Origin of the sequence: Inquilinus limosus (assembly GCF_051487185.1) — a bacterium.
Classification (GTDB): domain Bacteria; phylum Pseudomonadota; class Alphaproteobacteria; order DSM-16000; family Inquilinaceae; genus Inquilinus; species Inquilinus limosus_F.
In genome coordinates this window covers 27,227-41,624 of record NZ_JAHVDK010000036.1, presented here as the reverse complement: position 1 = coordinate 41,624, position 14,398 = coordinate 27,227, and the positions used below count along the sequence as shown (strand labels likewise).

General features: G+C 68.6%; 11 protein-coding genes and 1 other RNA gene. 8 read left to right on the top strand and 4 right to left on the bottom strand.

What is annotated here, in order from left to right:
* Positions 1 to 73 precede the first annotated feature (73 nt).
* Positions 74 to 1,210: an iron-sulfur cluster carrier protein ApbC gene (apbC, locus tag KXR53_RS31140; protein ID WP_437379503.1), complete on the top strand. Its 1,137-nt coding sequence runs from the start codon at positions 74 to 76 to the stop codon at positions 1,208 to 1,210.
* 100 nt (positions 1,211 to 1,310) lie between these two features.
* On the top strand, positions 1,311 to 1,643 hold the full coding sequence (locus tag KXR53_RS31135) for a hypothetical protein (protein ID WP_437379502.1): 333 nt from the start codon (positions 1,311 to 1,313) through the stop codon (positions 1,641 to 1,643).
* Between the two features lie 32 nt (positions 1,644 to 1,675).
* Here KXR53_RS31135 and KXR53_RS31130 read toward each other — a convergent pair whose 3' ends face one another.
* Positions 1,676 to 5,530 (bottom strand): hypothetical protein, encoded by a 3,855-nt coding sequence (locus KXR53_RS31130; protein WP_437379501.1) that lies wholly within the window; start codon positions 5,528 to 5,530, stop codon positions 1,676 to 1,678.
* A 198-nt stretch (positions 5,531 to 5,728) separates the two neighbouring features.
* Between KXR53_RS31130 and KXR53_RS31125 the strand changes: the two genes are divergently transcribed.
* Positions 5,729 to 6,865 (top strand): hypothetical protein, encoded by a 1,137-nt coding sequence (locus KXR53_RS31125; RefSeq protein WP_437379500.1) that lies wholly within the window; start codon positions 5,729 to 5,731, stop codon positions 6,863 to 6,865.
* A 33-nt stretch (positions 6,866 to 6,898) separates the two neighbouring features.
* Here the strand turns inward: KXR53_RS31125 and thyX are convergent, their stop codons facing one another.
* Positions 6,899 to 7,840: an FAD-dependent thymidylate synthase gene (thyX, locus tag KXR53_RS31120; RefSeq protein ID WP_437379499.1), complete on the bottom strand. Its 942-nt coding sequence runs from the start codon at positions 7,838 to 7,840 to the stop codon at positions 6,899 to 6,901.
* 188 nt (positions 7,841 to 8,028) lie between these two features.
* On the opposite strand from thyX, the gene KXR53_RS31115 reads away from it, so the two are divergent.
* The 3 genes from KXR53_RS31115 (at position 8,029) to KXR53_RS31105 (ending at position 11,269) form a co-directional block, all read left to right on the top strand.
* On the top strand, positions 8,029 to 10,338 hold the full coding sequence (locus KXR53_RS31115) for a S8 family serine peptidase (RefSeq protein WP_437379498.1): 2,310 nt from the start codon (positions 8,029 to 8,031) through the stop codon (positions 10,336 to 10,338).
* Between the two features lie 9 nt (positions 10,339 to 10,347).
* Positions 10,348 to 10,699, top strand: a transfer-messenger RNA (tmRNA) gene (gene ssrA, locus KXR53_RS31110).
* Positions 10,700 to 10,783: 84 nt separating this feature from the next.
* Positions 10,784 to 11,269 carry an SspB family protein gene (locus KXR53_RS31105; protein WP_437379497.1) on the top strand — a complete coding sequence of 162 codons (486 nt, stop codon included), beginning with the start codon at positions 10,784 to 10,786 and terminating at the stop codon, positions 11,267 to 11,269.
* A gap of 124 nt (positions 11,270 to 11,393) precedes the next feature.
* On the opposite strand, the gene KXR53_RS31100 is transcribed toward KXR53_RS31105, so the two are convergent.
* Positions 11,394 to 12,071, bottom strand: coding sequence for a COQ9 family protein (locus tag KXR53_RS31100; RefSeq protein WP_437379496.1), 678 nt, complete (start codon positions 12,069 to 12,071; stop codon positions 11,394 to 11,396).
* Between the two features lie 11 nt (positions 12,072 to 12,082).
* Complete coding sequence (def, locus tag KXR53_RS31095; RefSeq protein WP_437379495.1) at positions 12,083 to 12,616, bottom strand: peptide deformylase; 534 nt, start codon at positions 12,614 to 12,616, stop codon at positions 12,083 to 12,085.
* 142 nt (positions 12,617 to 12,758) lie between these two features.
* Between def and rpsU the strand changes: the two genes are divergently transcribed.
* Both rpsU and ald read left to right on the top strand, forming a co-directional pair.
* Complete coding sequence (rpsU, locus tag KXR53_RS31090; protein ID WP_026873525.1) at positions 12,759 to 12,962, top strand: 30S ribosomal protein S21; 204 nt, start codon at positions 12,759 to 12,761, stop codon at positions 12,960 to 12,962.
* A 232-nt stretch (positions 12,963 to 13,194) separates the two neighbouring features.
* Positions 13,195 to 14,316: an alanine dehydrogenase gene (ald, locus tag KXR53_RS31085; protein ID WP_437379494.1), complete on the top strand. Its 1,122-nt coding sequence runs from the start codon at positions 13,195 to 13,197 to the stop codon at positions 14,314 to 14,316.
* The last annotated feature ends 82 nt before the right edge of the window (positions 14,317 to 14,398 follow it).

The following is a 14,398-nucleotide window of genomic DNA, read 5'->3' as shown; positions in this document are numbered from 1 at the left end:
GATGCTATATCTCGGCGCGGCGGGTCGCAAATGCGGAGCCTGTCATATTGGACAATGGGCAGGAAGTTCAACCATGGCAAACGGCCGCGTGACGGTAACCGAAGCCGCAGTGCGCGAGGCGCTGGGCCGCGTGCGGGATGAGGAGCGCGGCGGCGACCTCGTCAGCCTCGGCATGATCTCCGGCCTGACCCTGCGCGAGGGCCACGTGCTGTTCTCGATCGAGGTCGACCCGCAACGCGGTCCGCAGCTGGAGCCGCTGCGCCAGGCCGCAGAGAAGGCCGTGGCGGCGATCCCGGGCGTGCTGTCGGTCACCGCGGTGCTGACCGCCCATCGCGGCCCCGGCCAGGCGGCCCAGACCGCTGCCCCGCCGCCCCGCCCCACCGCCCCGGGTGGGGCACAAAGCCGCAAGCTGCCGGTCGCCGGCGTCGGCGCCATCATCGCCGTCGCCTCGGGCAAGGGTGGCGTCGGCAAGTCGACCACTGCGGTCAACCTCGCCCTCGGCCTCGCCGCCAACGGGCTGAAGGTCGGGCTGCTCGACGCCGACATCTACGGGCCCTCGATGCCGCGGATGACCGGTATCACAGGTAAGCCGAGCTCGCCCGACGGCAAGAGCCTGGACCCGAAGGAGAATTACGGGCTGAAGGTGATGTCGATCGGCTTCCTGATCGACGAGGAGACGCCGATGATCTGGCGCGGCCCGATGGTGCAGTCGGCGCTGTCGCAGATGCTGCGCGACGTCAACTGGGGCACGCTCGACGTGCTGGTGGTCGACATGCCGCCGGGCACCGGCGACGCCCAGCTGACCATGGCGCAGCAGGTGCCGCTGGCCGGCGCGGTGATCGTGTCGACGCCGCAGGACATCGCCCTGCTCGACGCCCGCAAGGGCCTGAACATGTTCCGCAAAGTCGATGTCCCGGTGCTCGGGATCATCGAGAACATGAGCTATTTCTGCTGCCCGAACTGCGGCCACCGCACCGACATCTTCGGCCATGGCGGGGCGCGGGCGGAGGCGGCGAAGCTGGGCTGCGACTTCCTGGGTGAGGTGCCTCTCGACATCGCCATCCGCGAGACCTCGGATTCCGGGCGCCCGATCGTGGTCTCGGCGCCGGACAGCCCGCATGCCGAGGCCTACCGTGCCATCGCCGCGAGGGTGTGGGAGAAGCTGCGCGCCGGCAGCGGCCCGGCCGCCCCCCGGATCGTGATCGAGTGAGCGGCCACAGCGTCACCTCCTCGCCACAAATCGATCCGATAAGAAGCCAAATCGCGGCGCCGGGCAGGACCGGACGCCGGCCCCTCGGAGTGGGAGAGTGATGGGACGCTTCTGCCGGATCGCGGTCCTCGCCGTGCTCGCGGCTGGCTTCGCCGCCGCGGCGCGGGCGCAGGCCCTGCCGGATTCGGTCGAAATCCAGAACCGGCGGAGCGGCACGATCGAGGATCTGCGCGTCTCGCCGGATTTCGAGAGCTCCTGGGGCTACAACCGGCTGCGCACGGCACCGCTGCCGCCCGGCGCCTCCGCCCGGATCCCGACCGACGACCTGCGCGGCGGCTGCTATTTCGACGTCAAAGTCCGCCAGAACGACGGCGCCGAGGCCGAGTATTGGAGCCTCAACCTGTGCAGCCGGCCGGTGATCGACCTGGAGTGACCCAGCCGATCCGGAATTGACTGAACGGACGGTCAGCCATTCCCGCCGGCGCGGCGCCTCTCGTTCCACAGCGGCATCGGATCGGCCGGGGTCGAGGTGCCGACCGGCTTGGCCTGGCCTTCGAGGAACCGACGGATCGCCTCGGCCGTGGCCGGCGTCGTCAGGATCTCGTTGCCGAGCTTCGGCAGCACGTCACGACGGAAGTCCGCGATCTCCTGATGCTGCTGCGGCGTCGTCGCCTGGGCATCGAGATCGTTCAGATACTGCGTCATCGCATGGGCGCCGCCCTCCGGGAACAGCACGCCCTGCCCCTGCTCTGACCATCTCAGGAAGGAGTCGAGCCAGCCGGGGACCGGCAGCTGCTTGAAGGTGCCGTTGGCATCGCTGTAGGTGCGAAGGACCGTCTCGCTCTCCCGCACCGCACTGGAGACCCCGCGCGGTGTCTCCTTCGATTTGCCCGGCGGGTCGATCTTGACCTGGCCCCGGAACTCGAGCGACGCGGCGACCGGGAGGAAGGGCAGGCTGAGCGCCGGCAGCTTCAGGGATGCGGTGAAGCGCGTCGCCTCGGCCACGAAGGAGGCCATCGGTCCGGCCAGCCGGCGGTACATGTTGACCTCGGAGGGCACCCCGCGCACCAGCGGCGTCCTGTCCTGCTCCGTCGAGCGCGGCAGGGCGCCCGTCTCCTCGCCCTGGATTCGGTCAAACTCATCCGCCGCGATTCGGTGCTGGTAAGCGTCGTTGGAGATCGCCCGGTCGGGGTTGGGCACGCTGTCCGGCAGGCCGGGGATGCTTTCGGTCGGATAGAGGTCGTTGAAGATGAAGTCGGCATTCGCCGCATCGCGGTGCCACCGGTAGTCCATGCCGGTCAGGAGATCGACATACTCCTCCGCATATTTGCCGGTGACCGCCGACAGGCGCATGCCGCTGGCGCGGCCGGGCACGTAGGAGACGGCAGTGCTGGGATCGATGCGCTGATCGCCGACCAGGTCCCGGATGGTCGCGAGATCGGGCTCCGAGTCCAGGAGAAGCCGACTGGTCTCGTCGTCCACCACGATCCTGGTCCGCATCGACAGCCGCTCATAGGTGGCCTGCATCTGGTCCCAGGCCTGCCGCGACAGCACGGTGCCTTCGGGGATGATGACCTTGATGTTGTCCTCAGGCCGCCGCTCAGCGCCCAGGCGCGGCACATGCTTCAGCCCGGGGATGAAGTTGGTCCAGAAGCGCGGCCGGACGCCGACCTTCTGCTCCTCCATCAGCTTGGTGAAGGTGATGCCGCCCTCCGGCACGGCCACGAAGGCGTCGACGGGGGCGTCACGCCCGGCGACGGTGCCGAGCAGATCCATCTCGCCCGGGTGGAGCGCCACCGTCTGCGCGTCGGGCAGCATGGCGCCCCAGCTCAGCTCCATCACGCTGCCGGGCAGCTCGTTGCCGTCCGCGTCGCGCGGCGCCCCGACGTCGCGCACGCCCTGCAGCGTCGGCATGAAATCCGCCGAGACCTGGGTCGGATCGGTCGCGAACAGCGCCTGCTGACCGTCCTTCAGCACGGTCGATCCCTTGATCTGGAAGACCGTCTGGTTGGAGGTGGGCAACAGCCCCGCCTCCTTGAGCGTGATGTTGCGGTATTCGTGCGGCCGTTGCGACACCGTCAGCTCGCGGCCCAATGTCAGCCGGAACGGCTTGGTCGACCCCATCACCAGGCTGTCGATGACGGACTGCCCGAGCGCCCTGACGTTCATCTTGGTGCTGATGGCGCCGCCGGCGGAGGCCAGGGTCGGCCGGCCGAACTGCGGCAGGTTATCCTGCGTGACCATGTCCGGGTTGCCGAGGATCCGGACCTGCGCGCCGACGCGGAACTCCGGGATCTTGTTCTGCCAGCCCCACAGCTTGGGAACGTCCGCCTCCTGCCGGATTCCGCCATTCTCCATCAGCATCTCGCGGCGCGCGGCGATCCGGCCCATCATGTCGGGGTGCATGGCGACGTTCTGGACGGTGCCCGGTATTGCCCCCATCGCCGCCGAGATCGCCTCGTTCCGGTTCATGTGGCGGCCTTCGGTCAGCTGCGCCACCAGCTCAGCGCCGCCGAAATTGCTCACCAGATCGTTGCCGAACTGGGCGGTCAGGCCAAGGCGCGACAGGCGCGTGGGTTGCGCTGCCGGGCTCCCGCCATCGGATGCATTGGCCGCGTCGTCGGCCGCGTTGGCGGCATCGTCGGAAGCGTTCGCAGCGTCGTCGGCCGCGTTGACGCCATCGTCCGCGGCGTTGGCGGCGTCGTCGGCCGCGTTGACGGCATCATCGGCGGCATTGACGACGTCGTCGGCCGCGTTGACGGCATCATCGGCGGCATTGACGACGTCGTCGGTTGCGTTGACGGCATCGTCGGCCGCGTTGGCGGCCGGGCTGATCAACCGCTGCACCGGGATCGCGCCCGCCACCGCCCCGGTGACCGGCGCGGTGGCGAGATAGATGCCCTGCGTCTTGGCGGAGTTGAGCAGCTGTTGGCCGCCCTCGTCGGTGAGCAGCTTGCCGTCGAAGGCCAGCCGGGTGGCGTCGGAGGCGATCTGGCCGGCGCCGTTCACCACCTGGCCCGTCGTGGCGCCCGCCGCGGTGGCGACGGACCGCTGCGCCAGGTTCGGCAGCGCGGTGGCGCTGAGCCGCGTGCCCACGGCGGTCGAGACCCGCATTCCGGCCGTGGTGGCGCCGGCGGTGGTGATCGACGACAGCCCGTCGATCGCCGTGTCCTTCAGCGCCGCCATGGCGTGGTCGCCGCTGACGCCCCAGCCGTCACCCTTGTCGCCGTCGAGATTCGCCGCATCCATGCCGAAGCCGATCAGCGAGCTGTGGCCGTCGGCATACATGTCCTCGCCCTGGACCACGGCGCTGATGTCGCCGGCCGCGTCGATCAGCTCGTAGGTGCCGAAGCCTGCGGCGAAGCCGGCCACGACATTGCCGCCGGTGGCCGCCGTGGTGACGATGCCGACGGTCGTCGCCGCGACGACCCGGCCGACCTCGCCGATCGTGTTCCAGGTCTCGTCGCTCTCTGCCATCGCGTCGGCGTGCTCCTGGAACTCCGCCTCGAAGTTGCCCAGGATGGCGTTGACCCTCTGCTCGTACTGCGCCTGCGGCAGCCCGTCGCTCTCCTCCTGCAGCTCCGTCAAAGCGTCGCGCTTGTCCTCCAGGAAACCCCTGAACTCCTCGCCGGCGCTCTCGCCCGGCGTGATCCAGCCCCAGCCCTTGCGGACGAAGCTCTGGTCGTCGAGCTTCTCATTGACCTGCTCCAGATTCGCCTCGACGGAGGAGATCATCTGGTCGAGAGCCGTGTCCCGCGACTGCTGCTGGACCTCGCCGTCGACCTGCGCCAGCGCCTGCTGCGTCTCCAGCGACAACCGGTCGGTGCCGACCGCCCAGCTGTTGAGCGCCTGCAGCTTCGCCTGCTGGTCGGCCGTGAGCTGGAGCTGGCCGTTGGCGTCGAGCTGCACGGTCTGGCGCAGCTCGCCCGCGATCGCCGACTGCACCGCATCCCAGTTGCGCTGGCTGTCGGGTGCGTTCGCGCCGTGCTCCCGGTCGTAGGCGAGCGCCGTGTCGATCACGCCTTCCGTCTGGGCGCTGACCGGCGACGGTCCCTGCTGAAAGTAGATGTCACCGGGGTTGACGTTGTTCGGATCCGGGAACTGCCCGTTGTTGGCGACGCCGTCGGTTCCCACCAGCCGTATCAGCCCGTCGCCGGGCTGCACCTGGCCCGCCGTCTCGTAGCCATGCGATTCGGGCGGGCGCCCCTCGGCCGCCGCGCGGGCCGCCAGGGCCCGCTGCACCGCCGCCTGGAACTCGGCGTCGGTGTTGGGCCGGACCGGGTTGGCGGGACGTTGAGTACGCTCGATCGGCTTCAGCATGACTTCCCGCCGCCTTCGTTGACCGGTCGGGAATCCTAGAAAAATTGCATGACGCCGTTATTTCATTTGTATGACAAAGAAGGACAACTCGTCCTTCATAGGATTTCCATCTCCTCCATCGGCATCTTCACGGAACCGTCATCTTCCTGGAACAGCTCGTCGCTTATGGTGCCGCCGATTGCGATGGGGGAGGCCGGAATGGCGATCGAGGTCGACAAGGACGGGCGTATGGTCAGGGTCGAGAACGGCGTCACGACCCATGTGCCCACCGGGCAGCAGCAGCAATGGCAGGCGGCGGTCCAGGCGGCGATGCAACGGAACGGCATCGACGCGAATGAGGCCTCGAACATGCGGTTCCTGATCGCCGAGGAGGGCGATTCGCAATGGTCGATGTCGGAACAGATCGGCTCGCCCTGGACCGAGATGACCGCCCACAACGAATTCGCGGATGACGACCTGATCCAGATCGGCGAGGCCGTGGCGGTGCCCGCCCCCACGCCTGAAGGCGCCGGGGCCCTGGGGCCCGAGGGCCGGGACGCCTTCGCCCAGAGCATCGAGACCCGCGCCAACCACGCTGCGAACGCGGATGACGGCACCGCGACCGAGCAGTGGAACCAGATCGACGCCGACATTCAGACCTATCTGAACTCGGTGCCGCAGGAGGATTTCGTCCAGGCCACCTTCGACCTGGTCGGCTACGACTATGCCGCCGAGGGCTCCGCCCATGCGCGCACCTTCGTGATCAACAACGCCCTCGACGCGCTGGGCAACGACACGGGTGCGCAGCAGCAGATGGTGGATCAGCTGCTCGGCCAGGAATGGCCGGTCAACGGCGAGGACATCAAGGCCGACGTCACCCAGATCGCACAGGAGCGCGGCCTGCAGACCAACGCCGCGCAGGAGCCCGGTGCGACGCAGACCGATCCGGGGCTGACGGCGATCCAGACGGCCGCCGACAGCGGCGACCGCGCCCAGCTCAGGGCCCAGATCTGGAACTACGTCGGGCAGGTGACCAGCGCCGACAACAGCGCCCAATTCCAGGCGGTTGCCCGGCACGACTGGGGAGACGACTCCGGCGCGGTCATGGAAGAGCTCTACAACGTGGTCGTGCAGAACGTGAACGACCCGGTGCCCGCCATGACCAATCCGGGCGAGGAAAGCCCGGTTCCCGGGAACGTGCAGCAATACCTCAAGAATTATCTCTCGGCCCTGCCCGACTGCACCGTCCAGAACGAGATGGCCGACCGGCTGTCGGGGCAGGAATGGGAGAACAACGAGGCCACCAGGCCGCTGGTCACCGCGGCGCGTGAGGAGTTGGGCATCCCGGAGAACTAGCCGGACCGCAGAGCCGGGCCCGGCTCTGCGGCGTCAAGCCGGGCGGCCCAGCACCGCCATCAGCTCGCGCCATTCGCGCGGGCTGAGGCTGCTGTCCGGCTGCGCCACGGTCTCGCCCGCCAGCAGGCGGCGCAGCACGGCGAGTCCGGGCGCCGAGATCGTCGCCGCGTTCATCCGATAGTCGCGGAACGCCCGGGTGGCGAGCGGGACCCAGCGCTCCATCGCGTCCAGCATCACGTCGGCATAGGCCCGGATCTCATATTGTGCATGAGGATCGGCCCGCAACCTCAGGAAATGCATGAGGTTGTGCAAGTCCGTCTTCCAGTACCACTGGGTGTAGGTGTTGAGCGTCAGGTTCATCCGCGCCAGCTCGCGCGCCAGCCCCTGGCGGTTCGGATCGACCGGCTCGGTCCCGTCGATCTCCTCGTTCAGCATCCAGGCATAGTCGCGCCAGCAGCGCTCGGCATCCTCGCGCAGCATGTCGAGCACCCGCGACGCCTCCTCCCCCTCCAGCACCGCGTCGCGGCCCTGGCGGTTGTTGCGCGACTGCGCCGCCAGATGCTCCGGCGCCGGCAGGTAAAACTCCCGGTCGAGGATCGAGTAGCGGGCGGAATATTCGTTCACATTGGCGGTGCGATGCCGGATCCACTGCCGGGCCACGAAGATCGGCAGCTTCACGTGGAACTTGATCTCGCACATCTCGAAGGGCGTGGTGTGCCAGTGCCGCATCAGATAGCGGATCAGCCCTTCATCCTCCGACACCTTCTTGGTGCCGCGGCCATAGGAGACGCGCGCCGCCTGCACCACCGCCGAATCGTCGCCCATGTAGTCGATCACCCGGACGAAGCCGTGGTCGAGCACGGGCAGCGGCTCGAACAGGATCTCCTCCAACGCCGGCACGGTGGCGCGGCGGGTGGCGAAGGTGGCGGCGCGAATCTGGTCCAGCTCGGCACGCTGGTCGGCGGTGATCGTCATGGGGTCAGGTTTCTGTCTGAGATTCTAGAGATAGTGTAGCCGCGCCAGATTTCGGGACAAGGGCTGGTGTGGGCACAGGAGCCGGAGCCAAGCCACCGGATCTCGCAAGCCTAGGACGATTGCCACGCGAGCCGGACGTATTTCCTGCTATGTTCCTGGCGTCTGATTTCATAGCGGGATATTTCTTCATGCCGGCTCCGACCGATCCGCTTTACGCCCAGCAATGGCATCTCACCGGCGCCTGGGGCATCCATCCCGGCAATATCTGGGACGACTATACCGGCGCCGGCGTGGTCGTCGCCGTGCACGACCAGGGCATCGATTTCAGCCACGCCGACCTGAACGGCAACATCGACACCGCGCACAGCTTCAATGCCTATACCGGTGGTGCGGGCGGCGCGCCGGTGACGACCGACGACAACCACGGCACCGCCGTCGCCGGCATCATCGCCGCCGAGTGCAACGGCACGGGCGTCGTCGGCATCGCCTATGGCGCGACGCTGCTGTCCTATTACGACCCGCTGTACTTCAACACGCTGCAGACCGCGGCGGTGAACGCGCGCAACCATGCCGCGGCCGAGGCCGACGTGCTCAACAACAGCTGGGGCTTCGGCAACGCCTTCTTCGACGATCCGAATTCCGCCTTCCTCGATAATTTCGGCAGTACCGCCTGGGCCGCCGCCCGCACCGCCACCATCAACGCGGCCGCGAACGGGCGGGACGGGCTGGGCACGATCATCGTCCAGTCCGCCGGCAACGCCCATGAGCGCGGCGACGACACCAACCTGCACAGCTTCCAGAACAACCGCTGGACCATCACCGTCGGCGCCACCGATGCGGATGGCAGCATCTCCGACTACTCGACGCCCGGCGCCACGATCCTGGTCGGGGCGCCGGGCAGCCCATCCGCCGGCACCATCGTCACCACCGACCGGGCCGGCGCCGCCGGCTATGCCGCGGGGGACGACACCACCGACTTCAGCGGCACCTCGGCCGCGGCGCCGATGGTGTCCGGCATCGTCGCCCTGATGCTCGACGCCAACCCGAATCTCGGCTGGCGCGACGTGCAGGAGATCCTGGCCTACACCGCCCGTTCCGCCGCCCCTGGCGCGACCGACGATCAGACCAACGGCGCCACCAACTGGAACGGCGGCGGCCTGACGGTCAGCCACGAGATCGGCTTCGGCCTGGTCGACGCCCACGCCGCGGTGCGCCTGGCCGAGAGCTGGGGCGGCCCCGCACACACCAGCGCCAACGAGATCAGCGTCTCCGCCTCGGCTTCGCCGGGCCTAGCCATTCCGGACGGCAGCTCGACCGGCGTGACCACCACCCTGACCATCGCCACCGGCATCGAGATCGACCGGGTCGAGGTGACGCTGAACATCAGCCACACCTGGATCGGCGACCTGGTGATCGTCCTGACCTCGCCGGACGGCACCAACAGCATCCTCGTGAACCGCCCTGGGCTGAGCGAGAACGCCGCCGACGGTTCGAGCCAGGACAACATCAACTTCACCTTCGGCACCGTCCAGCACTGGGGCGAGAGCGGCCAGGGCACCTGGACGCTGGCCATCCGCGACCTGGTCAGCGGCGACACCGGAATCCTGAATTCCTGGAGCCTGCGCCTTTACGGCGATGCCGCCAGCGCGAACGACACCTATGTCTACACCGACGAATTCGCCACGCTCGGCACCGACGCGGCGCGCCGGACCCTGACCGACGGCAGCGGGGCGGACACGATCAACGGCGCCGCCCTGACCGGCACCGCGGTGATCAACCTCCTCAGCGGCGCCGCCACCATCGCCGGCCGCGCCATCGCCTTCGCCGCTGGCACGGTGATCGAGAATGCGATCACCGGCGACGGCAACGACCAGCTCAACGGCGGCGGCGGCGTCAACCAGCTGAGCGGCGGCCGGGGCGACGACGTGCTTCGCGGCGGCGCCGGCGCCGACATGCTGAACGGCGGCGCCGGCAGCGATCTCGTCAGCTACTACACCAGCTCGGTCGGCGTCGTGGCCAATCTGGCCACCGGCACGGGCAGCGGCGGCGATGCCCAGGGCGACACCTATTCCGGCATCGAGAACGTCAACGGCTCGAAGGGCGCCGATACCCTGACCGGCAACGGCGGCGCCAATGTCCTGAACGGCCTGGCCGGGAAAGATGTGCTGACCGGCGGCGCCGGCGCCGACCGGTTCGCGTTCGCTGTCCCCGGGGACAGCGTGGTCGGCGCCAATTCCGACCGGATCACCGATTTCAGCCGGTCCCAGGGCGACAAGATCGACCTGTCCTCGATCGACGCCGTCGGCACCATTGGCGGCGACCAGGCCTTCAGCTTCATCGGCATGGCCTTGTACGGCCACCACGCGGGCGAGCTGCGCTTCGCCCAGTTCGACGGCGCCACCACCATCGCCGGCGACATCAATGGCGACGGTGTCTCCGACCTCCACATCCGCCTGACCGGGACGATCGGGCTGATCGCCGCCGATTTCGTGCTGTGACCGGGCTAGCCCCTTCCCTCCGCGGCGGCGAATGCCTATCTTACGGGCGTCGGGCAACCGACTATGACGATAAACGCCTTTTGGAATAGGCACAGCGGACCCGGGGGCAGTACCCGGCGCCTCCACCAAATCTCCGGCGTTGGACGGAGCGCGGGGGCGAAACAGGATCGACGCGTGTAGTAAAGAAAAGGTTTTCGTCCGGCATGGTTCCGCCGTTATCGGGCCATAGCAATAGTTGCCAACGACAACTTTGCTGAGGTTCGCGCGGCTGCGTAAGCAGCTTAGCGTCCTCACCTAAATCCCTCGGCGGCTAGCCCCGTCGAGGTGGGGTCAGGGGCACCCAGCAACAGAACGCCCCGTTTCCATTTCCGGAATGTCGGACTTGGGCGGCTCCGGGCCGCGCGTCTCCCTTTTCAACCCGCCGGCCCCGGTCTAGTGTGATCGGATGGACGACGAACTTCGATACGACCGCATGGTCGAATCCGCCCTTCGTGGCGTGGTCAGGGAAGCTTTGGCGCAGGTGGCCGAGAAGGGCCTGCCGGGCGACCATCACTTCTACCTGACCTTCGTGACCAATCATCGCGGGGTCACGATTCCGGACTATCTGCGGCAGAAGTACCCGCAGGAGATGACGATCGTCCTGCAGCACCAGTTCTTCGGGCTCGAGGTCTGCGAGGACCGGTTCTCGGTCTCGCTCAGCTTCTCCAGCAAGACCGAGCGCCTGGTGATCCCGCTGGCCGCGATCACCACCTTCGCCGACCCGTCGGTCAACTTCGCCCTGCAGTTCCAGTCCGCCCGGGAACCCGGCGAGGAGGATGCCGCCGCCGAGGAGGCCGCGGCAGAGCCGGCCGAGGCCGCCAAGGCCCCGGCCGAGGCAGCGCCGGGCGACGGCGCCAAGGTCGTGGCGCTGGACGCCTTCCGGAAGAAGTAAGTCGTAGCAACCTATAAGGCTGTCATGCCCGGGCTTGACCCCCGGGCATCCAGGAATATCGATGCCGCTCTGGGTGGTCCCTGGATCGCCGGGTCAAGCCCGGCGATGACAACGAGTCTTTGGCCTAACCAGCCGCCGCTCCCCGGCCCTCGCGCAGCCGGGCGGCGAGCCGGAACGGCGCTTCGGCGAGATCGCCGAGCCGCTTCAGCCCGGAAATCTGGCGGCCGAAGGCCAGCACCTCGCCGATCCGGCGCTCAAGGAACGCGCGCGTCGTCTCCTGCCCTTCGGAACGGTCGTCGAGCCAGACCAGCAGCGTCGAGGCGTAGACCCCGGCCAGGAGCCCGCGCTTGGAGTAGTAGTTGATGTCGGTCGAACGGTCGCCGGCCGCCCGCCACATCGCGTCGACGGTGCGGTGCAGCTGGTGCAGGCCGCGGCGCGACAGCGGGCGCAGCACCCGCCGCGCCAGGTCGCGGCGGACTGCGTCGCGATAGGGCAGCAGGACGTCGAGCCGGGCCATGACCGCCTGGGCGATCTTCTCGCGCACCCGCACGCCCTCGAAGGCCTCGCCCTGTTCCGTCAGCCGCTCCAGCATCGCGCGGTCGGCCCAGTCGTGCAGATGTTCCGCCAGCTCGGCGATTCCGCCGGGGAACAGGGTGGCGGCCTCGTCGAGGCCGAATCCCGCATCCTCGGCGCCGAGGCGCAGGGCCTGCCGGGTCCAGCCGTCGAAGGCGACATGCGGCAGGACGGCCAGCAGCAGGGCGTCGCGCTCGGCCGTCCGGTCCTTCGGCGTCAGGTCTGTCATGGGTGCATCCCTCAAGCTCTGTCGGCGAGATGGCGGGCCTCGGCGTCGACCGCGAGGTCCCCGAGATCGCGCAGCCGGTCGAGATACAGCACGCCGTCGAGATGATCGACCTCGTGCTGCACCACGCGGGCGTGCAGCCCCTCGGCCTCGCGCTCGATCAGTCTGCCGTCGAGGCCGAGGCCGCGGTAGCCGATCCGCCGCCAGCGCGGCACCAGGCCCCGGAAGCCGGGGATCGACAGGCAGCCCTCGAGCCCCAGCGCCTTGTCCTCGACCAGCGGCACGATCTCCGGATTGATCAGCACCGTCGGCTCCTCCGGCGCCGGCGGCTCCCCCTCCTCCTGCCGCCCCGGCGGCACCTCGAACACGATCAGCCGCAGCGGCTGATAGACCTGCGGCGCGGCCAGGCCGATTCCCGGTGCGTCGCGCATCGTCTCGATCATGTCGGCGGCCAGGCGCGCGATCTCCGGATCGGCCGGATCCGCCACCGGGTCGGCGATGCGGCGCAGGACCGGATGGCCCATGCCGACGATCTTCAACAGCGTCAAAATCCTGCCTCCTGGCTAGCCGGGCTGACGGCCGAACCTGATTTGCCCTGACTTGGCAAGCAAAAAGTCGCGTGATACAAGACACGCCCCACTGAGACCTGCACCGGGATCACCCCGGCTGTGAAAGGAGCGATGGCAGAACGTGCAAGTCCATGTCCGTGACAACAACGTCGATCAGGCGCTGCGCGCGCTGAAAAAGAAGATGCAGCGCGAGGGCATCTTCCGGGAGATGAAGCTTCGTCGCAACTACGAGAAGCCCTCCGAAAAGCGCGCCCGTGAGCAGGCCGAAGCCGTGCGCCGCGCCCGCAAGATGCTGCGCAAGCGGCTCGAACGCGAAGGCTTCTGACGACGCCCCGTCCGCGGCCACCGCGGACGGCAGAGTGCCCACCGCGGCCTCGCCGCGGACGACAGAACGGATTTGCCGGACCGCCGGGGGCATCGCCTCGCGGCGGTTTTGTCGTTGGCCCCCAACAGGCGGCTTCGGCTCGACAGGTGATGTCATTCCCCGCGAGCTTGCTGTAGGAATCGGGTAGGCGCCGCCCGCAGGGCGGCCGCCGGTCACGAAACCCGGGGGAAACATGCTCATCGGCGTGCCGAAGGAAATCAAAACCCACGAGTACCGTGTCGGCCTGACCCCGAGCTCCGTCCGCGAGCTGGTCCATCACGGTCACAGCGTCATCGTCGAGACCAATGCCGGCGCCGGGATCGATTTCGGCGACGACCGCTACCGCGCCGCGGGGGCGGAGATCGTGTCCACCGCCCAGGAGATCTTCGAGCGCGCCGAGATGGTGGTGAAGGTCAAGGAGCCGCAGCCGGACGAATGCCGCATGCTGCGCCGCGGCCAGGTGCTGTTCACCTATCTGCATCTGGCGCCGGACCCGCGCCAGACCGAGCTCCTGATGAAGTCCGCCGCGGTCGCCATCGCCTACGAGACGGTCACCGATTCGCGCGGCGGCCTGCCGCTGCTGGCGCCGATGAGCGAGGTGGCCGGCCGGATGTCGATCCAGTGCGGCGCCCATTGCCTGGAGAAGATCCAGGGCGGCCGGGGCATGCTGCTGGGCGGCGTGCCGGGCGTGCCGGCGGCCAAGGTGGTGGTGCTGGGCGGCGGCGTGGTCGGCACCAACGCCGCGCGCATGGCGATGGGGCTGGAGGCCAGCGTCACGGTGATCGACAAGTCGCTGCAGCGGCTGAAGGAGCTGGACCTGCAGTTCGGCGCCGAGTTGAACACCGTCTTCTCCACCGTCGACGCGATCGAGGAGCATGTCACCAGCGCCGATCTCGTGATCGGCGCGGTGCTGGTGCCGGGCGCCGCGGCGCCGCGGCTGGTGACCCGCGCCATGGTGGCGAAGATGAAGCCGGGCTCGGTCGTGGTCGACGTCGCCATCGACCAGGGCGGCTGCTTCGAGACCTCGCGCCCGACCACCCACGACAACCCGACCTATGTGGTCGACGGGGTGGTGCATTACTGCGTCTCGAACATGCCGGGCGGCGTGGCCCGGACCTCGACCGTGGCGCTGAACAACGCCACCCTGCCCTTCGCCCTGGCGCTGGCCGACAAGGGCTACCGCCGCGCCTGCCTGGACGACCCGCATCTGCGCGAGGGGCTGAACGTCCATTCCGGCCAGGTCACCAACAAGCCGGTGGCCGAGGCCCTGGGCCTGAACTACGTTCCGGCCGAGGTGGTGCTGCGCGCCGCGTGATACCAACGGCCGCAACACTTAACCCGTCATGGCGAGCCCCGGAGGGGCGTGGCCATCCAGGCGGCACCGCCCCTCCTGGATG